We start from the raw sequence: 21,002 nt of genomic DNA on the forward strand, positions 1-21,002 counted from the left end.
TTATTTGCCTGAAGCTTGACGTTGCAAGATGTTGGTGAATTCTTCGATGAAGGTTTCAAAACGAATTGCCAAACGATCCACATCAGTAGCGGCGCGGTTATAGGCAACCACCGCAGGGATAGCCGCAAACAAACCAATAGCAGTTGCGATCAGTGCTTCAGCGATACCAGGGGCTACTGCAGACAAGGTTGCGTTCTGGACGTTAGCTAAGCCACGGAAGGAGTGCATGATCCCCCAAACGGTGCCAAAGAGGCCGATATAGGGTGAGACTGAGCCTACGGAGGCTAAGAAGGGTAGATTGGCCTCCAGCATGTCCATTTCGCGCTGGTAGGTTGCCTTCATGGCGCGGCGGGCAGCGTCGATTTCACGGACTTTCATGAACTCCTGCATACCGGCTTCAAAGATGTGTTCTAAAACAGCATCGCTCCGGGTATTGCGCTGGGCGGCGTCCAAAAGGGTATTTAGGTCGCCCCCAGACCAAAAGTCCCGCTCAAAACGCTCGGTATCCCGTCTGACGCCCCGCAGAATGGCAGTTTTCTTAAAAATGATGGTCCAGGAGGCTACAGACATGCTGAGTAATAACAACATTACTAACTGTACTAATAGGCTGGCATTAAGGACTAGGGAGAGGAATGAGAGGTCTTGAGTAGGTGTCATGGTGGATTTTGTATGATGTAGGTTGATTTTACTAAGTTAATTCACTCAGCAATACAACTTCATCAGGATTATGACCATGTTTGACCGCCAAAACACCTTAGCTAAAACCGACCCAGAATTATGGGCAGCGATTCAGAATGAGAATAAGCGTCAAGAAGACCATATTGAGCTGATCGCTTCTGAGAACTACACCTCACCAGCAGTGATGCAGGCACAGGGCTCTCAGTTGACCAATAAGTACGCTGAAGGCTATCCAGGCAAGCGTTACTACGGTGGTTGTGAGTTCGTCGACGTCGCTGAGCAATTGGCGATTGATCGTGTGAAGGCTTTGTTTGGTGCTGAAGCAGCGAACGTTCAGCCGCATTGTGGAGCGTCTGCTAACCAGGCAGTGTTCTTGGCTTTCTTGAAGCCGGGCGACACATTCATGGGTATGAGTTTGGCTGAAGGCGGTCACTTAACCCACGGTATGGCATTGAACATGAGCGGCAAGTGGTTTAACCCAATTGCTTATGGCTTAGATAAAAATGAAGAAATTGATTACGAGCAGATGGAGCGTTTGGCTCGTGAGCACAAACCAAAACTGATTATTGCTGGTGCTTCTGCGTATTCCAAAAAGATTGATTTCGAGCGCATCGGTAAATTAGCAAAAGAAGTGGGCGCGATTTTCATGGTGGATATGGCGCACTATGCAGGTTTAATTGCTGCTGGCGTATATCCAAATCCAGTGCCACATGCTGACATTGTTACTTCCACAACGCATAAGAGTTTGCGCGGTCCTCGTGGCGGCATCATCTTGATGAAAGCCGAGCACGAGAAAGCAATTAACTCTGCAGTATTCCCAGGCCTACAAGGCGGTCCTTTGATGCACGTGATTGCTGGTAAGGCTGCAGCGTTTAAAGAAGCCCAAGAGCCTGGCTTTATTGATTATCAAAAACAAGTAGTTGCTAATGCCAAGGCTTTGGCAGAGACATTGATTGCTCGTGGTCTACGCATTGTTTCTGGCGGCACAGATTCTCATGTGATGTTGGTGGACTTACGCGCCAAGAAAATGACTGGTAAAGAAGCTGAGCGTGTATTGGGTGAGGCGCACATTACTTGTAACAAAAACGGCATTCCGAATGATCCAGAAAAACCAATGGTGACTAGTGGTATTCGTTTGGGCTCACCAGCAATGACTACTCGTGGCTTCAAAGAAGCAGAAGCGCGTCAAGTTGGTAATTTCATTGCAGACGTTTTGGATAACCCAAATGATGCTGACAATATTGCCAAGGTTCGCGCTCAAGTAGGTGAATTGACTAAGCGTTTCCCAGTCTACGGTTAAGCGAGTATCCATTGCGCTGCCCCTTCTGCCATAACGACGATACCCAGGTTCTAGATACCCGGGTATCGGACGAGGGCGATACGATTCGTCGTCGTCGTCGTTGCGCAAAATGCGATAAACGATTTACGACTTACGAACGTGTTGAGCTCGTATTGCCAGCAATCGTTAAAAAGAATGGCAGTCGCGTTGATTACAGTCATGACAAGCTAGCTAGCTCAATCAAGCTGGCATTACGCAAACGACCTGTCTCATCTGATTCTGTAGATGAAGCGATTGCTCGGATTGAAGAGAAATTACTCAGCCTGGGCGAAAAAGAAATCCCAAGTGAGCGTGTTGGTGAGCTGGTGATGCGTGAGCTCAAGCGCTTAGATAAAGTTGCTTATATCCGTTTTGCTTCAGTCTATAGAAGCTTCGCTGATATTGAGTCATTTGAGAGTGCACTCAAGGAATTGAAGTAATTCCCTTATAAAATAACTTCCAATCCTTTTCTCTCGATTAGGGATAAAAGTTTTAAAGATGCCCCACTAGGCTTTTTATCGCCGGCCTCCCATTTCTGTATTGTCGATAGGCTAGTATTGATTGCCAAGGCAAAGACGGCTTGACTCAAATGGGTTTTACTCCGAAGCTGCTTAATGCGTTTGGCAGTCATAGGCTTTACCTCTAGGTGTCGCAAAGCCTCAAATTCTTCCATGCTTTTCTTGGTAATAACACCGGCTTTATGAAGGCCCTTTACGGTATCCGTCATCTCTTCAATAATTCGACTTTTTGTTTTATTAAGCATTATTTGTTAACTCCTTTAGTTCTCCGGCAAGGATTGCATCTTCAATACCTTTATCGGTTAGGTGTAGCAGTCTATTTGCTGCGCCTTGCAAATGAACTAGCTCACTATCATTAATGTTATCTTTTTCATTTTTCACAAAGCCAAAAATAAAAAACCATCTCCTAAAAATTTTTCCCGCTACCAGCGTTCTTGCCCCAGCCCTTTTACCCATACCTGGTAGGGCAATTCTTTTCTTATATACATTCCCACCAAGATCCGCATCAACTAGACCTGCCTCCATTTCCGCAATAGCAAAAAGTAGATCTTCATCTTTTAAGTCAGTTTTTTTCATCCACTTATTAAAAGTTTTTGTCTTGAAGGTACGTTTTTTGGTCATAAAAAACTATACCACTAAGTACGTTAGTTAAATAATACCCCTTTTCCTAGTAAAGAAAAAGGGGCTGCCAAAGCAGCCCCTTCAATTGGTAAATGTGAAATTTATTTCAAGAGAGCAAAAATAGAAGCTGTAATGTCATCAACACTGCCTGTACCGCTGACCTTGCGATAGGCCGGAGCCTTTACTTTGTCAGCTGCGTTGCTTTGTGTTGCCCAAGTGGAGTAGTACTCCACAAGTGGACGAGTCTGATCGTTGTATACCTGCAAGCGCTTACGAACAGTTTCTTCCTTGTCGTCGTCACGCTGAATCAAGGCTTCACCAGTGACATCATCTTTGCCTTCCACTTTTGGTGGGTTGAAAGTGACGTGATAAGTACGACCTGAAGCTGGGTGAACGCGACGACCGCTCATGCGATCAATGATGGCATCAAACGGTACATCGATTTCGAGAACGTAATCGATTGGTACGCCAGCATCTTTCATGGCTTGCGCTTGAGGAATGGTTCTTGGGAAACCGTCAAACAAGTAACCCTTGCTGCAATCAGGTTGGGTTAATCGATCTTTTACTAATCCAATAATGATGTCATCGGAAACAAGGCCGCCGGCATCCATAATTTTTTTAGCAGCAATGCCAAGTTCAGTTCCAGCTTTAACAGCAGCGCGCAACATATCGCCTGTTGAGATTTGTGGAATGGCAAATTTTTCGCAAATGAACTGAGCTTGTGTTCCTTTGCCAGCACCTGGTGCACCGAGCAGAATCAACCGCATTGTTTTCCCCTTAGAAGACCCTCATTGTCCCGTATTTTTTCGGGATCCTTTGTAACTAATTCCTAGGATTATCCCCGAGAACCCCAGGGTAACCAGATTCTGGGCTAGCTGGCCAAGATGCGGCGTACCCGCTCGAGGTCTTCAGCAGTATCAACCCCGGCCGGTGGGGCTTCGCTGGCTGTGTGGACTGCAATACGGTAGCCATTCCAGAGTGCGCGAAGCTGTTCTAGAGCCTCAGCTTGCTCAGGTGGTGCTGGCTCAAGGCGGGTGTATGCCTGCAGAAAATCAGCTCGATAGGCGTAGATACCCAAATGACGTAAATGAGTGACTACTTGCCTATAGTCTGGATCCCGTACAAACGGAATAGTAGATCTAGAGAAGTAGAGCGCCTCATTGGAACGGTTGAGGATTACTTTGACTACATTAGGGTTGCTAATTTCTGCGGCATCAACAATTGGCACTGCCACAGTCGAAATTGCGCATGCAACATTGTCAGCCAAAGTTTGAGCAACCTGATTGATCAACTCTGGTGGAATAAGTGGCTCATCGCCTTGCACATTGACCACCAAAGTGTCGGCTGGAAGTTTTAACAGTTGGGCAACTTCTGCAATACGGTCTGTGCCAGTAGGGTGATCTGCGCTAGTTAATAAACACTCGATCCGATGCTCATCACACGCCGCTTGAATTTCCGGTGAGTCAGTTGCTACTACAACGCTTTGGGCATGTGATTGCTGTGCACGTTCAGCCACACGAATCACCATCGGCTTGCCGCCAATATCAGCTAGCGGCTTACGAGGTAGGCGAGTAGATCCTAGTCTTGCTGGAATCACCACTAAAAATTCGGGAGGCTTCATGCTCATGAACTGGATTTGACCTGATCAATACTTAATTGATTTCATCAGCAGAAAGACTGCGGGCTTCATCAACGATCATGACGGGAATGTCATTTCGAATGGGGTAAGCCAAACGATCTGCTTTGCAGATGAGCTCATGTTTTTCTGCATCCAAATGCAAAGTGCTTTTGCACAAAGGGCAGACCAAAATTTCTAATAAGCGCTTGTCCATATTTAATCTTTGCTATTTCTTATAAGGTGTATTGATTTGGATCGGGTCTTTGCAAAATCGATTGCAACCATTCTGCCAATGTATTTGAAATCTCTAAACTCATCGGAACTACCCAAATGCGTTCGTCCTGTATTGAGTTGCATTTTACGGCATCCTTCTCTGTAATCAGGATGCACTCAGCATGGATAGCAGAGAAAAATTCCGGGCTGTAGCTGGCGTGGTCAGCTAACCCAATGCATTTTCCAGCAATCCCCTGCTTCAGTAAGTCATCAAAAAAGCGTTGTGGATTACCAATTGCAGCGACAGCGGTAATCTTGTTTGGAAGATAGGTGTCTGCAATGGAAGTTAGGGATTGTGTATTGCTGGGATTATTTAGTTGATAGGGTGTGCCCAATTGACTACCCAGTGTGAAAGCACGTCGCCCTAAAAAATATTCATCAATATGATTGGAGGGCGATATAGCCCCAGTCATTAAAGTGGCATCTCTCTCTCGCAGTGTGGGTTCGCGTAAAGGGCCAGCAGGCAGCAAGAAGCCATTACCTTCGCCTCGTTGATCACGCACTACAAATTCAATATCACGACCTCCTTCGCGGGCAGGCCAACGTAGCAGGCTTCGATGCTGTAAGCCATCGTCACTAATGATGACGTTCACCGAGGGATCCTGTTTTAGCAAAGACTGAATGCTCAGGGTTCGTTTGGGGTGGACCCAAATCGGAAACTGATTGTCAGTCCGCTTAGCAATTAAGACGGGTTCATCACCAACTTCTGCAGGATTGGAATCGCTTTTTACTTGGCGGGGTGCGCTTAATGCAGATGCGCCATAACCCCTGCTAATAATTCCAGGCTTCCAACCCATGCGTGCGAGTTGCTCAGCTAAGGCAATGACGATCGGAGTTTTACCAGTCCCACCAACGCGGATATTGCCAACAATAATGATTGGGGTCGGAGCTGGTTTGCGTCTTCCCAGGTTCAGATCATTTAACAAATCTAAGGCTTGATTTATCCAGCCGTAAATCTTAGACAAAGGCCAGAGGATGAGGCTAGTTGGCCCACGCCTTTCCCAAAACCGAGGAGCCTTATTAAAGAAAGAAGATTTTTTTGGCGATGACATTAAAGGCGACTTGTTTTGCTCAATGCTTCTAGTGTGTTGGATTATTTCTTGGTAGTTTGACTGCTAAATACGATATTAGCTAGGTTGGCATCACGCGCTGCCTCTAAAGCGCTCATAACTGCCTGGTGAGGGGCTTTGGCATCCGCATCAATATTGACTTGTATAGCTTTGTCTTTGTTAAGTGCATTAAGGCTATTGCTCAGTTGGCTACGGTCAGTTACCTTGCCGTTAATAGCAAAGCGTCCATCACGACTGACTGCAATATGAATTTGTTTTACCTCTGATTGACTTGCTGCACCATTGGCAGTCGGCAGGGTGATGGCTAACTCTTGGTAGCGAGTAAATGTTGTGGAGATCATTAGAAAGATCAGCACTACTAACAGCACATCAATAAAGGGAATGAGGTTGATCTCAGGCTCTACCGAAGCTGTGTGCATTCCTAATGAAAATTGACCACGATGCTGAAGCTTATTTTCTAACCAACTCATTTTGTATCCGCAGAATGTGGATAGAGTTTTTTAAATAATTGGCGAGTAAATTCTTCGCACTCATGTTGGCGTTGATTGGCCATCGCACGCAGACCGCGCCATGCGGCCAAAGCAGGAATGGCAATCAGTAAACCAAAAGCCGTGTTGTACAGAGCAATAGAGATGCCATGCGCTAGTTGTTGAGGGCTGCCAACACCTTGACTGCCAAAGATTTCAATCATGCCGACAACGGTGCCAAAGAGTCCCAAGAGGGGGGCAACGGTCGCGATGGTGGCCAAGATTCCAAGATAGCGCTCTAGCTTTAACCAAGTGGATTGAGCGCTAGCTTGTAATTCTTCTAAGGCGGAGTCTGCAGAGCTGCCAGAGGCTTTTTCATGAAGCATGCAGGCAAAGAGGCTGCCTACAGGGGAAAGTTGGCTAAGAGCGCTAATTTCAGGTTCTGAGACTGTGTTTTTCTGGGAAATGTCGTTGGCTAGGCCAAATACCGTTTCCAGGCTATCTTTCGGGAATATGTGAATTTGGCGCAAATACCAAGCGCGCTCAATGACAATAGCGAGACCAATTATGGAGATGAGAAGTAGGGGCCAGATAGGCCAACCAGCAGACAGTAAGATTGAGTACATAAGCTCAGTACTTTAGCTGAATTAAAAATGGGTTTTCACAAAGGCATCCTGTGGATAACTCTGTGCAAAACTTTTCAGTAATCGTGCTGTAAGTCCTTGATTGATGGTGAAGGCACCCTATTTTGGGTAAATTCACTCAAAATCAACTGTAATAATTGTTGATATAAATCAATAGGATAGGGATTATCTGTTGGTTTTATGAGACGTTTTGGGTCAGTAATTACTTACTTATAAGGCTTAGACTAAGGGTGAATAAGCTTCTGTGGATATTTATTGGCTGCAAGGCCTGATGCTTGCGTAGAAAAAGAGAAAAAATGTCGGAAATATCAAGGGAAATCCTCAGTGTTGGCGATCTAAACCGCGCCATAGCTAGCTCTTTGGAAGAGCGCTTCGATACCGTTTGGGTTAGCGGGGAGATTTCCAATTTCAAGGCATATGACAGTGGCCACTGGTATTTCTCCTTGAAGGATGAAGAGGGGCAGATTCGCTGCGTGATGTTCCGCGGCCGCAATGGACAAGTCGGATTTATGCCCCAATCTGGGGATTTGGTGGAAGTTGCCGCCAATCTCGGTTTTTATGTTCCGCGTGGGGACATTCAGCTGACAGTGCAAAGCATGCGCCGTGCTGGTATGGGTGGTCTTTATGAAGCTTTTTTAAAGCTGAAGGCCAAGCTCGCTAAAGAGGGCTTATTTGATGCTGAGAATAAGCGTCCCATTCCAACTCATCCGAGATCGATCGGCATCATTACTTCGCCGCAGGCTGCAGCTCTAAAGGATGTCTTAAGTACGCTTGCCAGAAGAGCGCCGCATATACCGATTGTGATTTACCCAACATTGGTCCAAGGACCGGATGCACCCGCTGGAATTATTTCCTCACTCAAGGCTGCTGAAAAAGAAAATGCTGTTGATGTGATTTTGTTGGTACGTGGCGGCGGCAGCATTGAAGACCTATGGGCATTTAATGATGAGAAGCTGGCTTATGCGATTGCAGAATCACCCATCCCAATAGTCAGTGGTGTTGGTCATGAAACCGATGTCACGATTGCTGACTTTGTTGCTGATTTGCGTGCACCCACCCCTACGGGCGCGGCAGAATTGGCTGCGCCACGACGCGATCAAATGTTGCAAGAGTTAGATGCCATCATGCAAGCCTTACTACAAAGGGTAAATCAGCGAGTAGAGCGTGAGGCGCAAACTTTAGATCAATTAGCCTTGCGTCTTAGCCATGCCTTACCTAACCCTGATCGCATGCGTGAGCAAATTGGCGGTTGGCAAAAACGACTCAATCAGGCATGGCTAGTGAGGGTTGAAAATTGGAAGCGTAATCAAGGCCATTTCCAGTCTCAGCTTGAAATGCTCAACCCACAAAGAACGCTTGAGCGTGGCTATGCGGTAATCCTAAGTAAGGAAGAGCAGGCAATGCATGCAGTGCGCAATCCAAATGAGCTTAATACAAAGAGTGCGTTTCAGGTGCGCTTAGCCGAAGGCCAAGTAGAGGTTGGGTTTGCTAAGGTTGAGTTGCTGAAGTGAGGCTATAGAATATTTGGCTCAATCTCAAGTTGAACGCCGAATTTACTCAATACTTCTTCTTGAATATTTTTTGCTAAACCTAGGATATCTGTTGATGTCCCACCGCCATGATTGACTAGGACTAGGGCTTGTTTTTCATAAACACCTACAGGGCCAATCCGTTTGCCCTTAAAGCCGCACTGATCAATTAACCAACCAGCAGCTAACTTGCGTTTCTCCGGCCCATCGGGGTAGGACACTAAATCTGGGAATTGCTGAATCAGTAGATCATGTTGATCCTTATTTACGATCGGATTCTGAAAAAAACTTCCAGCATTACCAATCACTGCAGGATCTGGTAATTTTTTAGATCGGATAGCGCATACCGCATCAAAAATTTGCTTTGCATTTGGGTTGGAATTTGATTCACTAAATTGCTTTGCCAAATCGGCGTACTGCAACCGTGCTTGCCAAGCCTTGGGGATTTTAAAAATAACCTTTGTCACGATAAATCGATTGGGATTTTGCTTGAAATAGCTATCGCGATAGGCAAACTGACATGCCTCTTGCGGGAGAGTGACCAAGGCATGGGCCGCAGAATCAAAGGCCTCGATGCTATCAATGTATTCACCTATCTCAACTCCGTATGCCCCAATATTTTGAATCGGTGCTGCGCCAACTGTTCCTGGGATTAAGGCAAGGTTTTCCAGGCCTGGTAGGTTTTGCTCCAGGGTCCAGGAAACCAATTCATGCCAATTAACACCAGCGCCCACTGAGAACCAGGTGTTGCTGTCATCCGATTTAATAAGCTCTTGGCCGAGAATATTAATGAGCAGCGTTGCTCCAGGCAAAGACTCCGGAAGAATCACATTGCTTCCGCCGCCTAATGCACGCCAGGCGAGTTTTTTGTCCTTGAGCTCTTTCAAGAGGTCTGGCAACTGTTCTGCGGATGTGATCTCGTAGGCTAATTCGGCTGTGGAATCCAGGCCGAAGCTGTTCCGGTGCTTGAGTCCCAGATTGGAGATCAATTTTGCTGGTTTGGGCGCATTTTTCGCGGAGTTCATGCCACAATCTTATTCGTGTTCGAGTTTCTGTTCGTAATTTATGAAAAAACTTGAAAAGTAACAATGCAATGATTGAATTTGCAGAATTCATTACCCAGATTATTTAAGGAGTTTGAGATGCCCTCATTTGACGTAGTGTGTGAGCCTGACATGATTGAGTTGAAAAACGCAATCGAGCAATCTAATAAAGAGATTACGAATCGTTTTGACTTTAAAGGCTCTGATAGCCGAGTGGAGCAAAAGGATGAGACTTTGATCTTGTTTGGTGATGACGACTTTAAGTTGGGTCAAGTTCGTGATGTTCTCTACGGCAAGATGGCTAAACGTAATGTGGACGTTCGCTACCTCAAAGATGACAAAAAAGAGACCATTGGTAGCGATAAGCGCAAGCAAACCATGAAAATCCAAAAAGGCATTACTTCCGAGTTAGCTAAAAAAGTAGTGCGCATCATTAAAGATAGCAAGATCAAAGTACAGGCCAGTATTCAGGGCGATGCTGTACGCGTAACAGGTACCAAGCGCGATGATTTGCAAGAGACTATGGCATTGCTTAAGAAAGAAGTCAGCGAGGCTCCATTAGGCTTTAACAACTTCCGTGACTAATGTAGTTGTGCCGTCCATCCATCCGGCAAGTCAAGAGGCCATTGAGCGCTTCTGTGATGCTTGTTGGTTGGAAGATGGCTTGGCACAAAATAGTTTGTCTGCCTATCGCCGAGACTTATTGCTCTTGGCTCAGTGGCTTCAAAAAGATTCCGGCACCGATCTCTACGGTGTCACTGAAAAAGATCTCACCGCATACATTGCACATCGCCGAGCCGATAAAGCAACTACCGCTAATCGTCGGCTGACTGTATTTAAGCGCTTTTATCGTCATGCTCTACGCATGAACTTAGTTAAAAGCGATCCCTGTATTGGTTTGCGTGCCGCAAAGCAAGCCTTGCGCTTTCCTAAGACCTTAAGTGAGGATCAAGTTACCGCCTTGCTCAATGCTCCTGATGTTGAGACATCACTGGGATTGCGTGATCGCACTATGTTGGAGTTGATGTATGCCAGTGGCTTGCGTGTCTCGGAGATTGTTTCTCTCAAGACGGTGGCATTGGGTTTAAACGAAGGTGTAGTGCGGATCGTGAACGGTAAGGGTGGTAAAGAACGCCTAGTTCCTTTTGGTGGTGAGGCGGGGCAATGGCTACGCCGATATCTAACTGAGTCTAGAACGCCTTTGTTAGAAGGTAAAACTACAGACGCAGTCTTTGTTGGTCGTCACACTGGGACTGGTCTAACGCGCCAAGCTTTTTGGGCATTAATCAAACGTTATGCCACGATTGCTAATATTCCTGTGGCTTTATCTCCGCATACCTTGCGTCATGCTTTTGCCACCCATTTACTCAATCACGGAGCGGATTTAAGGGTAGTGCAGCTCCTTTTAGGCCATGCTGATATCTCAACTACCCAGATTTATACCCATGTCGCTAGAGAGCGTCTTAAATCAATCCATCAACAACATCACCCCAGGGGGTAGCTGAAGACATATTTGCCTTGGCAACCTTCAACAATGTAATAAGTGATTAAGATATCAATATGAATTTAACCCTAGATCTATTGCTCATTCCGATTGCCTACCTGATTGGCTCCATCTCTTTTGCAGTCGTGGTGAGTAAGTGCATGCGTTTGCCTGATCCCCATTCTTATGGTTCTGGCAATCCGGGTGCAACCAATGTTCTTAGAACGGGTAATAAGCTAGCAGCCGTGCTCACTTTGATTGGTGACGCCTTAAAAGGTTACCTTGCAGTCATGTTGGCGAGAGTATTGCTTGGAGATGAATCTTTGACATCGACACTCAGTTCTTGGTTGTTATGTGGTGTTGTGGTCGCCGTGTTCTTAGGACATCTGTTCCCAATATTCCATGGTTTCAAAGGCGGTAAAGGCGTCGCTACTGCCTGCGGCATTTTGTTCGGCATTAATTGGATTTTGGGCGCAGCAACTTTGGGAACCTGGATCATTGTTGCGATGTTTATGCGTTATTCCTCTTTGGCTGCTTTAGCGGCTGCGGTATTTGGCCCAATCTATTTTGTATTTTTGTTTGGCTTTCAGCCCATGGGCATTGCACTACTTGTAGTTTGTCTTTTGCTGATCTGGCGTCATTGCAGCAACATTCACAATCTAATCAACGGCAAAGAAAGTCGTATTGGCTCCAAGAAAAAAGGACAGTCATGACTATTGCTTATTGGTGTGTGCTGTTCATGGGATTATTCCCATACGTAGCAGCAGGTATCGCTAAAAAAGGATTTGATGGTTATGACAATGCCGCACCACGTCAGTGGTTAGCAAAGCAGACAGGATTTCGGGCGCGAGCTAATGCTGCGCAAGCTAATCTTTTTGAATCTCTCCCATTCTTTTTCGCTGCGGTGATCATTGCATCAATAGCTAATGCACCTCAAGGCAGGATTGATTTATTAGCAATCGGATTTGTTGTAGCGCGCATTTCTTATCTGGTTTGCTATGTAGCCGATTGGCCAACCACTCGATCTATTGTGTGGCTTGCCGGATTATCTTGTGTGGTAGCAATCTTCTTTCAGATTTAAAAGAACAAAAAGTAATTTACAAAATTCATCGAGACAATACATAGAATGCCCATTAAAAAAACCCCCGCTAAAACAGCTACTAAGGCTCCTGTCAAGAAAGCCTCTAACATCAAGCCCGCAAAAAAAGCTGTCGCTAAAAAGAGTGATGCTGGCACACCATTATCTGTAATCATTCGTCGACGCATCGAGGCTCAGAAAGCGCGCTTTCATGCGAATGACAATATCTCTAAATTTATTCAGCCTGGTGAGTTAGAGGGCCTGGTAGATGAGGTAGCAGAAAAGATGCAGGCTGTTTTAGAAAGCTTGGTCATCGACACTGAGAGCGATCACAATACTAAGAACACTAGCCAACGTGTGGCTAAGATGTTTGTGAAAGAAGTATTTAATGGTCGTTATATCGAGCAACCAACGTTGACAAAGTTTCCGAATGTCAGCCGCTTAAATGAGTTGATGATCATTGGCCCTATTACTGTTCGTAGTGCTTGCTCCCATCACCTTTGCCCAATCATGGGTCGTATTTGGATTGGCGTCTTGCCAAGCAAAGAGTCTGCCTTGATTGGGTTGTCAAAGTACTCGCGCTTAACAGAATGGGTCATGTGCCGCCCACAAATTCAGGAAGAGGCGGTAGTAGAGTTGGCGGATATGCTTGAGAAAAAAATCAAGCCGATTGGTGTTGCTATCGTGATGGATGCAGATCACTTCTGCATGCAATGGCGTGGCGTTAAAGATCGCGATTCCAAGATGGTCAATAGCGTGATGCGTGGCGCCTTCCTTAAGGACTCTAATTTACGCAGAGAGCTCTTGTCTCTCCTCGATAAGAGATAGGCGTAAGTGATTAAAACCCTGTTTAGCTGCATTGTTCTATCCAATTTACTTGGATGTTCCTTGTACCCTGATGTCAATACTGACCCCGCTAAAAACAATAAAGTGACTTTTCGCCAAGATGCTCTAGATTGCGCGCAAGCATATCCAGAATCAGGGTCAGGTACTCACGTCAAACAGCGTATTGGCTGTATGAATCTAAAGGGTTGGCATTAGAAAATAGTAGTAAATTCAATTTGAGAACAATTCTCAACAAAATAGCTATATAAATCATATACTTATCTTGCCTATAGTCGACTAATTTGATCTGCTCTATGATCCACTCTGATGCAATCTTTGTTCTATTCACTCTCTGGAGAACGTATGAAAAATAGTCGTCGCCAATTTATGATTTTGTCTGCTGCTGGTGCTTGCACATTGGCTTTGAACGGTAAAGTTCAAGCTCAAGCCATGGTTGCTGAAACTGATCCACAAGCTGCTGCTTTGGGTTACAAAGCTGACGCCTCAAAAGTAGATAAGGCAAAGTTTGCTAAGTATGCTGCTGGCCAAAAGTGCGATAACTGCGCCCTTTACCAAGGCAAAGCGGGTTCTGCTGCTGGCGGTTGCTCACTATTTGCTGGTAAGCAAGTTGCTGGTGCAGGCTGGTGCTCTGCTTACGCTAAGAAGGCTTAATGCCAAATTAGTTGGGAGTTCAATAAAAAAGCTGCTTCGGCAGCTTTTTTATTGGGTGCGTCGATTCGGTCGGTTGAGTGCGGGTTTATGATCGATTGCTCATACCAATAGAAAAAGCATGAGACACCAATATAAGAATCTACTCAAGCGCTACTCTTTTTACTTGGGAGGGGATCAGCCTCACGTGCCTTGGGTTGAGAGAATCCGCTCCGTTGTAGGGGCTTTTATTGGCCTAATGTTAGTGCTCACTATGGCCAAGTTCCTTGGCGAGCTGAGTGGTCTTAATGAATGGTTGATGGCCTCCTTGGGCGCAAGCGCTTTGCTGGTCTTTGCTTTGCCTCAGAGTCCCATGGCTCAGCCCTGGGCTGTTATCGCTGGCAATACCCTGTCAGCATTGGTTGGTATATCGATTATTCATCTAGTGCATGAGCCTCTATTGGCCATGCCATTAGCCGCCAGCCTTTCAATCTTAGGCATGTTTGTATTGCGTTGCTTGCACCCTCCAGCAGCAGCCGTAGCCTTAATAGTGGTGCTAGGGCATGTTATGCACTACCGGTACGCCTTCTTCCCAGTAATGGTCGATTCGATATTGCTTGTGATGGCTGGGGCGGTTTACAGCAACCTAACAGGTAAACGCTACCCCAATAGGCCAATTTAATCTTTTAAAAACAAGGACTTGTTACTATTTTTGCTTAGTTGCTGCTATTGAGGCAATACAGTCTTTAATGCCATAGTTGTGATATTTGCCGACATTTTCCTTTTTAAGTGATTGGCCGCACTCTGTAACGGAATTACGTAGGTTGATTTTTGGTGTGTTGCTTACAGTCATAATGAAATCTCCTGATATTTTTTAATTAATGGTGGCAGGCACCTTTTCATATTCTAATAAATATGGATTAACTTCATAAGCCTTTAAAATTACCATCTATTTTTATAAGAGCGATAAGTATTTTCACTACATGACTCAAGTCACCCCAGTTATTCTCTGTGGCGGATCCGGCACTCGTTTGTGGCCTTTGTCACGCTCAGGTTTTCCGAAGCAGTTTTTAGTGCTTTCAGGGGATGATTCGAGCCAGAGTCTCTTTCAGCAGGCCGTTCAAAGACTCCATGTAATTAAGGGCGCCAATATTCAGTTGGGTGATGCCTTAATTGTGACTAATGAAGACCATCGCTTCTTGGCTTTAGATCAACTACGTGAGTTAAAAAACACATTAAAGAACTTCGAGGCTACTTTATTACTCGAATCTTCGGGTCGCAATACTGCGCCTGCTTTAACTTTGGCAGCATTTCAGGCAAAGGGTGGGGAGCATGACCCCATCTTGGTAATTGCACCAGCTGATCAGACTGTAAAAAATTCAGAAGCGTTTACCAAGGCGTTGCAGGATTGCATTGCCTTGGTTGATGCTGATGTCTCTAAACAAACGATTGCGATCTTGGGTATTACACCTACGTCCCCAGAAACAGGGTATGGCTATATTCGGCGGAGCGCCACAATGGGTAATCATCATGAATACACCGTTGAGCAGTTTGTCGAAAAACCAGATGCTAAAACTGCTCAGGCGTATTTGGAGAGTGGCAACTACCTTTGGAATAGCGGTATGTTCGTGCTACGTGCGAGCACATGGCTTAACGCCTTAGAAGAATTTCGTCCTGATATTTTTGGCGCTACGGAAACAGCTTGGCAAGCAAGGTCAACCGATCAATCCGATGCCGCAACTTTTATTCGTCCGGATAAAGCGCTGTTCGATGCCATTCCGAGTGAGTCCATTGACTATGCGGTGATTGAAAAGTGCCCAGGTAGTAAGTATCCAGTCAAGATGGTTGAGTTGGATGCTGGCTGGAATGACTTAGGCGCCTGGGATGCAGTTTGGCAAGTGGGTAAGCAAGATGAGCAGGGCAATGTCACTAGTGGCGATACTTTGTTAAGCAGCACAAACAATTCATTAGTCCACGCAAGTAGCCGCTTAGTCAGTGCAGTAGGTATAGAAAACCTCATCATCATTGAGACGGCAGATGCGGTGTTAGTAGCTGATCGTAAAAATAGCCAGGACGTAAAACATATCGTTAATCAGTTAGAAGCACAAAAACGCGCAGAAAAGAATTTACATCGCAAAGTCGCCAGACCTTGGGGTTGGTATGACTCGGTTGATGAGGGTGAACGCTTTAAGGTAAAGCGTATTCAGGTTAAGCCTGGAGCAAGCCTCTCCCTACAGATGCATCATCACCGCGCAGAGCATTGGATTGTGGTTAAGGGTATCGCCGAGATCACCAATGGTAATCAGGTGATCACACTGACTGAAAATCAAAGTACTTACATTCCACAAGGGCAAACTCATCGCTTGTCGAACCCTGGAAACGCTCCTCTAGAGATTATTGAGGTGCAGTCTGGCGCTTATCTTGGTGAAGATGACATTGTTAGGTTTGAAGATACATACGGCAGAAATTAAGAAAGACATGCAAAGATGAGTATTAAGAAAGTTGCGTTAATTACTGGTGTCACTGGGCAGGATGGTTCTTATTTAGCAGAGTTTTTGTTGAACAAGGGTTATGAGGTTCACGGCATAAAGAGGCGTACATCTTTATTTAATACAGATCGTATTGACCATCTTTTTCATGATCCACATGAGAAGGGTTATGACTTCACCTTGCATCATGGAGATATGACAGACTCATCCTCTTTGATACGCATCATTCAGCAAGTGAAGCCAAATGAAATCTACAACCTTGCAGCCCAAAGTCATGTGGCGGTTAGTTTTGAAGAGCCTGAGTACACGGCGAATAGTGATGGACTCGGTGCCTTGAGGATTTTGGAGGCCATTCGTATTTTGGGGTTTGAAAAAACAACTCGCTTCTACCAGGCCTCTACCTCTGAGTTATATGGCTTGGTTCAGGAAATTCCTCAGAAGGAAACTACGCCTTTTTATCCAAGAAGTCCCTATGCTGTAGCTAAGTTATATGCCTACTGGATAACCGTGAACTATCGTGAAGCTTATGGAATGTATGCTTGCAACGGTATCCTTTTTAATCACGAAAGCCCAAATCGCGGGGAAACCTTTGTTACTAGAAAAATTACACGCGCTTTAGCCCGCATTAAGTTGGGAATTCAGGATTGTTTATATCTGGGAAACCTAGATGCTAAGCGCGACTGGGGGCATGCCAAAGATTACATTGAGATGCAATGGCTAATGCTGCAGCAAGAGATTCCCGATGATTATGTGATTGCTACTGGCATTCAATATAGCGTGCGTGAATTTGTAGATGCTGCCGCTAAAGAGTTGGGTATGTCCGTTCGTTGGGAGGGTACTGATGTAGATGAAAAAGGCTATGACTCTCAAGGAAAGTGCATTGTTGCGGTCGACCCGCGCTACTTTAGACCTACCGAAGTAGAGACTTTGTTGGGCGATGCTACGAAGGCGCATCAAAAATTAGGCTGGAAGCCAAAAATTACCTTTGACCAGCTTGTTTCAGAAATGGCTAAGGCCGACATGATTGAGGCTGAATTTGATCTGCAGGTCAAAAAAAACGGCCATAAAGCCCTTAGGAATCAAGGTTAGTAAGCGTGGTGAGTAAACTGCTTATTCTTATCACCGGTGGCCGTGGAATGGTGGGGCGAAATATTCTGGAGCATCCGAAGGCGAAGCTGTATTCATTTTTGGCCCCCACCAGTGCTGAATTAGATTTACGTGATTTCTCAAAGGTGCAGGAATATATTTCAACTCACTCCCCGAGCTACATCATTCATGCTGCTGGCCGCGTAGGGGGTATTCAAGCCAATATGGCACACCCGGTCGATTTTTTGGTTGAGAATGTGGATATCGGGCGAAATGTCATATTGGCAGCCCGCAATGCTGGGGTGAAAAAACTATTAAATCTTTCAAGCTCCTGCATGTACCCTCGCAATGCACCCAACCCATTGAGTGAGGACCTCATCCTTAAAGGTGAATTAGAGCCAACTAATGAAGGCTATGCACTAGCTAAAATTTTTGCCATGCGCTTGGGGCAGTACATTCATCAAGAAGATCCATCTTTTCGCTGTAAAACTTTCATTCCCTGCAATCTTTATGGGCGGTTTGATAAGTTTGACCCAAAACATTCTCATCTCATTCCTGCAATTATTCATAAAGTGCATCAGGCTAAAGTGGATAAACAGCAGGCTGTTGAAATTTGGGGTGATGGCAATGCTCGCCGTGAATTTATGTATGCTGGGGATTTGGCAGACGCTGTTTTAAGGGGCATTGAATCGTTTGATGAGATGCCCGATTTAATGAATATTGGACTTGGTTCAGACTTTAGTATTAATGAGTATTACCGGGCCGTTGCAAAAGTCATTGGTTGGGATGGGGAGTTTATTCACGATCTATCTAAGCCTGTAGGAATGAAACAAAAGTTAGTATCTATTGATCGCCAAAAGAACTGGGGTTGGACGGCATCCAGCACTTTGGAAGAAGGTATTGCTAAAACGTATGATTTTTATTTAAAGAGTGTTTAATGAGTATTAAATATCCACTAGCTACCGCCACTTGGGATAAGGCTGAATATCAAGCATTGCAGGATGTAATTGCCAGCGGGATGTTTACGATGGGCCCGAAAGTCGCTCAGTTCGAGCGAGACTTTGCTGCGTACATTGGTAGCAAATACGCGGTAATGGTTAACTCTGGATCTTCTGCAAATTTATTGATGGTGGCAGCTCTTTTCTATACAAAAAATTCCCTCCTCAAGCTAGCTCCTGGGGACGAAGTGATTGTGCCTGCCGTTTCATGGAGTACGACCTACTACCCTTTGTATCAATATGGGCTAAAGATTAAGTTTGTTGATATTGATCTTCATACCCTGAACTATGATTTGGAGCAACTTCGTGATGCAGTGAGTCCCCAGACCCGCGCGATCATGGCAGTAAATCTACTTGGAAATCCGAATGATTTTGCGCAAATAAAACAAATTATTGATGATAGAAATATTATCTTGCTTGAGGATAACTGCGAGTCATTGGGCGCTGAATTTGAAGGAAAAAAAGCCGGCACCTTCGGTGTGATGGGTACATTTAGTAGTTTTTTCTCACACCACATATCTACCATGGAGGGCGGCCTCATCGTTACGGATGATGAGGAGATTTACCAGATACTGCTTTCCTTGCGCGCGCATGGTTGGACAAGAAATCTACCAAAAGAGAATTTAGTATGCGGCACTAAAAGCGATGATCCGTTTGAGGAATCTTTCAGATTTGTATTGCCTGGATATAACGTTCGCCCCTTAGAAATGTCGGGCGCACTCGGTATCGAGCAGGTGAAAAAATTACCTATGCTGATTGAAGAGCGTCGTAAGAATGGTGTCTTACTTCAGCAAGCTTTAAAAGATCACCCAGACCTTCTCATTCAGTCGGAAATTGGCGAAAGTAGTTGGTTTGGCTTTAGCTTAGTCATTAAGCCAGGCTCAAAGCTCAGTAGAAAAGAGTTGGTTAAGAAATTAACCGAACTAGGCTTTGAATGTAGGCCGATTGTTGCTGGTAATTTTGCAAAAAATGAAGTGGTGAAATATTTCAACTCCGAAGTTCATGGAGATCTAAAAAATGCTGAGCATATAGATCAAAATGGACTGTTTATTGGTAATCATCACTACCCGATTACGGATGCTATTAAAGCTTTGAATAGAGTTCAGCTGTAAATACCCATTCGGGTATTTTGCTCCACATAGAAATGAAAAAAACTAAAAAACTAAAAGAAAATCAAATTGACTTTCTTTTAGTTTCTTCCGGAAGACTATTGGTTGCATTATTGACGCTTGTATCAATAAGGATGGTGACTACTTATCTGGATCCTGTGCAATTTGGAGAGTTGGCGATATTAATAAGCCTTCAGACCTTCTTTGGACTATTGTTTATTAACCCCGTGGGGCAATACATCAATTTGAAAACTCATCAATGGTGGGAAGATGGAGTAGTTGTAGGGCATTTGAAGTTATTTAGAATTTATTTTTTATTAATAGCTCTTATTGGATTTGTAGTTGCATTTATTGTAGGAGAGCGCTTTAGTGGGTCTGGATTCCATTACGCGATTGTTATTTTATTAATGATTTTGATGGCCTCATGGAACGGAATCTTAATTTATTTATTAAATATGCTTGGATTTCGCTTGGCGTCAACCAGCATGATGGTGATCACCGCTCTGATTAGCCTGTGTGCATCAGTATTTTTGGTTATCAATAAGCCAAGTGCCCCTGGATGGTTTTTGGGGCAGTCTGTAGGGATGTTTGTTGGGGCTCTTGTTGCAATTTTATTTTTGATAAAACAGCAACATCAGCGGACTACAAAAAAAGAGTATCACCCTGTTATAGATAAAGTTGCCTTGTGGCGCTATTGTTTTCCACTGGCAGCAGCTACAGCATTTATGTGGTGTCAGTTAAGTGGCTATAGGTTTTTTATTGAGCATTATTGGGGTTTAGCAGCATTAGGTCTTCTTTCAATAGGGTTGCAGATTCCTAGTCAAATAGCTGCGTTGATTGAGTCGCTGGTAATGCAATATCTATACCCTTATTTCTATAGCAGTCTTAATCGGGATAAGACTCAAGAAGGCCTCGAAAAATCAATGTCTGATTTGATTAATTTAGCAATCCCAATCTATATATTGGTTTGCGGAGGAATAATGCTTGGAGGGCCTTATTTGGTTAAGATGCTTGTTGGGCCGCAATTTTATATCAGCTCTGGCATCCTCTCAATAGGTGCGCTGATTGAGTTCTTTAGAATGTCTGCGAACTTATTTGGTAATGCCGCTCACGCAAAATTGAAAACAGGATTATTGGCGATGCCATATTTTATAGGGGCCAGTACAGTTTTTATTCTATTGCTAGCATCTGAAAAATTTGGGGCTGATATCAGTATTGCTGCAGTTTCACTGGTAATAGGTGGCATCCTCATGTTCGTCACCATGCTAAAAAATACTTGTTCCAATTTAACCATCCACTTAAATAAAAAAACATTAATTACCTTCTTTGTTTTAGCAGTATTTATGGCAATAGGCTCTCTTTTCCTGCCAAGAATTGATGACATCTTCGCAAATTTATTTGCATTGTGCATAGTTGGAATACTGATCCTTTCCATATTATTTGTTTTTTTGAAAAACAATAGCGCACTAAAGAGTATGTTGAGCGGACAATTGAGGGCTAATTAGAG

Annotated in this window: 26 protein-coding genes; 15 read left to right on the top strand and 11 right to left on the bottom strand. The window is 44.6% G+C overall.

The features are described from left to right. A complete protein-coding gene (tolQ, locus tag ICN14_RS07950) occupies positions 1 to 657 on the bottom strand; it encodes a protein TolQ (RefSeq protein ID WP_216225883.1) in 657 nt (218 codons plus the stop codon). A 76-nt stretch (positions 658 to 733) separates the two neighbouring features. On the opposite strand from tolQ, the gene glyA reads away from it, so the two are divergent. Then, the gene (gene glyA, locus ICN14_RS07955; protein ID WP_216225884.1) at positions 734 to 1,978 is read left to right on the top strand and encodes a serine hydroxymethyltransferase; all 1,245 of its coding nucleotides are present in this window, start codon (positions 734 to 736) and stop codon (positions 1,976 to 1,978) included. A gap of 11 nt (positions 1,979 to 1,989) precedes the next feature. After that, positions 1,990 to 2,436: a transcriptional regulator NrdR gene (gene nrdR / locus ICN14_RS07960; RefSeq protein ID WP_215365132.1), complete on the top strand. Its 447-nt coding sequence runs from the start codon at positions 1,990 to 1,992 to the stop codon at positions 2,434 to 2,436. A gap of 5 nt (positions 2,437 to 2,441) precedes the next feature. Here the strand turns inward: nrdR and ICN14_RS07965 are convergent, their stop codons facing one another. The 8 genes from ICN14_RS07965 to ICN14_RS08000 form a co-directional block, all read right to left on the bottom strand. After that, positions 2,442 to 2,759 (bottom strand): DNA-binding transcriptional regulator, encoded by a 318-nt coding sequence (locus ICN14_RS07965; RefSeq protein ID WP_216225885.1) that lies wholly within the window; start codon positions 2,757 to 2,759, stop codon positions 2,442 to 2,444. Then, complete coding sequence (locus ICN14_RS07970; protein ID WP_216225886.1) at positions 2,752 to 3,135, bottom strand: type II toxin-antitoxin system RelE/ParE family toxin; 384 nt, start codon at positions 3,133 to 3,135, stop codon at positions 2,752 to 2,754. Before ICN14_RS07970 ends, ICN14_RS07965 begins: the two co-directional genes overlap by 8 nt. Before the next feature lie 101 nt (positions 3,136 to 3,236). Further along, positions 3,237 to 3,902, bottom strand: a complete 666-nt coding sequence (adk, locus tag ICN14_RS07975; RefSeq protein ID WP_216225887.1) for an adenylate kinase — start codon at positions 3,900 to 3,902, stop codon at positions 3,237 to 3,239. A gap of 104 nt (positions 3,903 to 4,006) precedes the next feature. Next, the gene (gene kdsB, locus ICN14_RS07980) at positions 4,007 to 4,756 is read right to left on the bottom strand and encodes a 3-deoxy-manno-octulosonate cytidylyltransferase (RefSeq protein ID WP_216225888.1); all 750 of its coding nucleotides are present in this window, start codon (positions 4,754 to 4,756) and stop codon (positions 4,007 to 4,009) included. 31 nt (positions 4,757 to 4,787) lie between these two features. Beyond that, positions 4,788 to 4,967 carry a Trm112 family protein gene (locus tag ICN14_RS07985; RefSeq protein WP_216178914.1) on the bottom strand — a complete coding sequence of 60 codons (180 nt, stop codon included), beginning with the start codon at positions 4,965 to 4,967 and terminating at the stop codon, positions 4,788 to 4,790. A gap of 19 nt (positions 4,968 to 4,986) precedes the next feature. Beyond that, on the bottom strand, positions 4,987 to 6,078 hold the full coding sequence (lpxK, locus tag ICN14_RS07990; RefSeq protein ID WP_216225889.1) for a tetraacyldisaccharide 4'-kinase: 1,092 nt from the start codon (positions 6,076 to 6,078) through the stop codon (positions 4,987 to 4,989). Positions 6,079 to 6,119: 41 nt separating this feature from the next. After that, a complete protein-coding gene (locus ICN14_RS07995; RefSeq protein WP_216225890.1) occupies positions 6,120 to 6,566 on the bottom strand; it encodes a biopolymer transporter ExbD in 447 nt (148 codons plus the stop codon). Continuing rightward, complete coding sequence (locus ICN14_RS08000) at positions 6,563 to 7,189, bottom strand: MotA/TolQ/ExbB proton channel family protein (protein WP_216225891.1); 627 nt, start codon at positions 7,187 to 7,189, stop codon at positions 6,563 to 6,565. Before ICN14_RS08000 ends, ICN14_RS07995 begins: the two co-directional genes overlap by 4 nt. A 314-nt stretch (positions 7,190 to 7,503) precedes the next feature. On the opposite strand from ICN14_RS08000, the gene xseA reads away from it, so the two are divergent. After that, on the top strand, positions 7,504 to 8,718 hold the full coding sequence (gene xseA / locus ICN14_RS08005; protein WP_216225892.1) for an exodeoxyribonuclease VII large subunit: 1,215 nt from the start codon (positions 7,504 to 7,506) through the stop codon (positions 8,716 to 8,718). Between the two features lie 2 nt (positions 8,719 to 8,720). On the opposite strand, the gene murB is transcribed toward xseA, so the two are convergent. Beyond that, a complete protein-coding gene (gene murB / locus ICN14_RS08010) occupies positions 8,721 to 9,761 on the bottom strand; it encodes a UDP-N-acetylmuramate dehydrogenase (protein ID WP_216225893.1) in 1,041 nt (346 codons plus the stop codon). 117 nt (positions 9,762 to 9,878) lie between these two features. Between murB and ICN14_RS08015 the strand changes: the two genes are divergently transcribed. The 7 genes from ICN14_RS08015 to ICN14_RS08045 all read left to right on the top strand — a co-directional run bounded on the left by ICN14_RS08015 (position 9,879) and on the right by ICN14_RS08045 (position 14,495). After that, entirely contained in the window at positions 9,879 to 10,364 is a 486-nt protein-coding gene (locus ICN14_RS08015) for a YajQ family cyclic di-GMP-binding protein (protein ID WP_215305825.1), read from the top strand. Beyond that, positions 10,357 to 11,280: a site-specific tyrosine recombinase XerD gene (gene xerD, locus ICN14_RS08020; RefSeq protein ID WP_216225894.1), complete on the top strand. Its 924-nt coding sequence runs from the start codon at positions 10,357 to 10,359 to the stop codon at positions 11,278 to 11,280. Before ICN14_RS08015 ends, xerD begins: the two co-directional genes overlap by 8 nt. Before the next feature lie 59 nt (positions 11,281 to 11,339). Beyond that, positions 11,340 to 11,975 (top strand): glycerol-3-phosphate 1-O-acyltransferase PlsY, encoded by a 636-nt coding sequence (gene plsY / locus ICN14_RS08025; protein ID WP_216225895.1) that lies wholly within the window; start codon positions 11,340 to 11,342, stop codon positions 11,973 to 11,975. After that, positions 11,972 to 12,343, top strand: a complete 372-nt coding sequence (locus tag ICN14_RS08030) for an MAPEG family protein (protein WP_216225896.1) — start codon at positions 11,972 to 11,974, stop codon at positions 12,341 to 12,343. The genes plsY and ICN14_RS08030 overlap by 4 nt, the downstream gene beginning before the upstream one ends. 45 nt (positions 12,344 to 12,388) lie before the next feature. Then, positions 12,389 to 13,168 carry a GTP cyclohydrolase I gene (gene folE, locus ICN14_RS08035; protein WP_216225897.1) on the top strand — a complete coding sequence of 260 codons (780 nt, stop codon included), beginning with the start codon at positions 12,389 to 12,391 and terminating at the stop codon, positions 13,166 to 13,168. 360 nt (positions 13,169 to 13,528) lie between these two features. Further along, the gene (locus ICN14_RS08040) at positions 13,529 to 13,837 is read left to right on the top strand and encodes a high-potential iron-sulfur protein (protein WP_216225898.1); all 309 of its coding nucleotides are present in this window, start codon (positions 13,529 to 13,531) and stop codon (positions 13,835 to 13,837) included. A gap of 118 nt (positions 13,838 to 13,955) precedes the next feature. Further along, complete coding sequence (locus ICN14_RS08045) at positions 13,956 to 14,495, top strand: HPP family protein (protein WP_216225899.1); 540 nt, start codon at positions 13,956 to 13,958, stop codon at positions 14,493 to 14,495. A 24-nt stretch (positions 14,496 to 14,519) separates the two neighbouring features. Here ICN14_RS08045 and ICN14_RS08050 read toward each other — a convergent pair whose 3' ends face one another. Then, complete coding sequence (locus ICN14_RS08050) at positions 14,520 to 14,666, bottom strand: hypothetical protein (protein WP_216225900.1); 147 nt, start codon at positions 14,664 to 14,666, stop codon at positions 14,520 to 14,522. Positions 14,667 to 14,796: 130 nt separating this feature from the next. On the opposite strand from ICN14_RS08050, the gene ICN14_RS08055 reads away from it, so the two are divergent. Genes ICN14_RS08055 through ICN14_RS08075 form a run of 5 tightly spaced genes read left to right on the top strand, consistent with a single transcriptional unit; the run spans position 14,797 to position 21,000 of the window. Further along, positions 14,797 to 16,284 (top strand): mannose-1-phosphate guanylyltransferase/mannose-6-phosphate isomerase, encoded by a 1,488-nt coding sequence (locus tag ICN14_RS08055; protein WP_216225901.1) that lies wholly within the window; start codon positions 14,797 to 14,799, stop codon positions 16,282 to 16,284. A gap of 15 nt (positions 16,285 to 16,299) precedes the next feature. Continuing rightward, the gene (gmd, locus tag ICN14_RS08060) at positions 16,300 to 17,391 is read left to right on the top strand and encodes a GDP-mannose 4,6-dehydratase (protein ID WP_216225902.1); all 1,092 of its coding nucleotides are present in this window, start codon (positions 16,300 to 16,302) and stop codon (positions 17,389 to 17,391) included. A gap of 8 nt (positions 17,392 to 17,399) precedes the next feature. Beyond that, positions 17,400 to 18,326, top strand: a complete 927-nt coding sequence (locus ICN14_RS08065; protein WP_370624822.1) for a GDP-L-fucose synthase family protein — start codon at positions 17,400 to 17,402, stop codon at positions 18,324 to 18,326. Beyond that, positions 18,326 to 19,498, top strand: a complete 1,173-nt coding sequence (locus ICN14_RS08070) for a DegT/DnrJ/EryC1/StrS aminotransferase family protein (protein WP_216225903.1) — start codon at positions 18,326 to 18,328, stop codon at positions 19,496 to 19,498. The genes ICN14_RS08065 and ICN14_RS08070 overlap by 1 nt, the downstream gene beginning before the upstream one ends. A gap of 32 nt (positions 19,499 to 19,530) precedes the next feature. Beyond that, positions 19,531 to 21,000, top strand: coding sequence for a lipopolysaccharide biosynthesis protein (locus tag ICN14_RS08075; RefSeq protein WP_216225904.1), 1,470 nt, complete (start codon positions 19,531 to 19,533; stop codon positions 20,998 to 21,000). The last annotated feature ends 2 nt before the right edge of the window (positions 21,001 to 21,002 follow it).

It is taken from the genome of Polynucleobacter sp. MG-27-Goln-C1, from assembly GCF_018881905.1.
Taxonomy (GTDB): domain Bacteria; phylum Pseudomonadota; class Gammaproteobacteria; order Burkholderiales; family Burkholderiaceae; genus Polynucleobacter.

Excerpts from the sequence above, each read along its gene's own strand:
- murB (WP_216225893.1), bottom strand. The coding sequence starts at position 9,761 with ATGAACTCCGCGAAAAATGCGCCCAAACCAGCAAAATTGATCTCCAAT.
- folE (WP_216225897.1), top strand. The coding sequence starts at position 12,389 with ATGCCCATTAAAAAAACCCCCGCTAAAACAGCTACTAAGGCTCCTGTC.
- glyA (WP_216225884.1), top strand. The coding sequence starts at position 734 with ATGTTTGACCGCCAAAACACCTTAGCTAAAACCGACCCAGAATTATGG.
- gmd (WP_216225902.1), top strand. The coding sequence starts at position 16,300 with ATGAGTATTAAGAAAGTTGCGTTAATTACTGGTGTCACTGGGCAGGAT.
- xseA (WP_216225892.1), top strand. The coding sequence starts at position 7,504 with ATGTCGGAAATATCAAGGGAAATCCTCAGTGTTGGCGATCTAAACCGC.
- tolQ (WP_216225883.1), bottom strand. The coding sequence starts at position 657 with ATGACACCTACTCAAGACCTCTCATTCCTCTCCCTAGTCCTTAATGCC.
- ICN14_RS07965 (WP_216225885.1), bottom strand. The coding sequence starts at position 2,759 with ATGCTTAATAAAACAAAAAGTCGAATTATTGAAGAGATGACGGATACC.
- lpxK (WP_216225889.1), bottom strand. The coding sequence starts at position 6,078 with ATGTCATCGCCAAAAAAATCTTCTTTCTTTAATAAGGCTCCTCGGTTT.
- adk (WP_216225887.1), bottom strand. The coding sequence starts at position 3,902 with ATGCGGTTGATTCTGCTCGGTGCACCAGGTGCTGGCAAAGGAACACAA.
- ICN14_RS08055 (WP_216225901.1), top strand. The coding sequence starts at position 14,797 with ATGACTCAAGTCACCCCAGTTATTCTCTGTGGCGGATCCGGCACTCGT.
- ICN14_RS07970 (WP_216225886.1), bottom strand. The coding sequence starts at position 3,135 with ATGACCAAAAAACGTACCTTCAAGACAAAAACTTTTAATAAGTGGATG.
- ICN14_RS08050 (WP_216225900.1), bottom strand. The coding sequence starts at position 14,666 with ATGACTGTAAGCAACACACCAAAAATCAACCTACGTAATTCCGTTACA.
- ICN14_RS08015 (WP_215305825.1), top strand. The coding sequence starts at position 9,879 with ATGCCCTCATTTGACGTAGTGTGTGAGCCTGACATGATTGAGTTGAAA.
- ICN14_RS08045 (WP_216225899.1), top strand. The coding sequence starts at position 13,956 with ATGAGACACCAATATAAGAATCTACTCAAGCGCTACTCTTTTTACTTG.
- ICN14_RS08070 (WP_216225903.1), top strand. The coding sequence starts at position 18,326 with ATGAGTATTAAATATCCACTAGCTACCGCCACTTGGGATAAGGCTGAA.
- kdsB (WP_216225888.1), bottom strand. The coding sequence starts at position 4,756 with ATGAAGCCTCCCGAATTTTTAGTGGTGATTCCAGCAAGACTAGGATCT.
- ICN14_RS08040 (WP_216225898.1), top strand. The coding sequence starts at position 13,529 with ATGAAAAATAGTCGTCGCCAATTTATGATTTTGTCTGCTGCTGGTGCT.
- ICN14_RS08075 (WP_216225904.1), top strand. The coding sequence starts at position 19,531 with ATGAAAAAAACTAAAAAACTAAAAGAAAATCAAATTGACTTTCTTTTA.
- ICN14_RS07985 (WP_216178914.1), bottom strand. The coding sequence starts at position 4,967 with ATGGACAAGCGCTTATTAGAAATTTTGGTCTGCCCTTTGTGCAAAAGC.
- plsY (WP_216225895.1), top strand. The coding sequence starts at position 11,340 with ATGAATTTAACCCTAGATCTATTGCTCATTCCGATTGCCTACCTGATT.
- ICN14_RS07995 (WP_216225890.1), bottom strand. The coding sequence starts at position 6,566 with ATGAGTTGGTTAGAAAATAAGCTTCAGCATCGTGGTCAATTTTCATTA.
- ICN14_RS08030 (WP_216225896.1), top strand. The coding sequence starts at position 11,972 with ATGACTATTGCTTATTGGTGTGTGCTGTTCATGGGATTATTCCCATAC.
- ICN14_RS08000 (WP_216225891.1), bottom strand. The coding sequence starts at position 7,189 with ATGTACTCAATCTTACTGTCTGCTGGTTGGCCTATCTGGCCCCTACTT.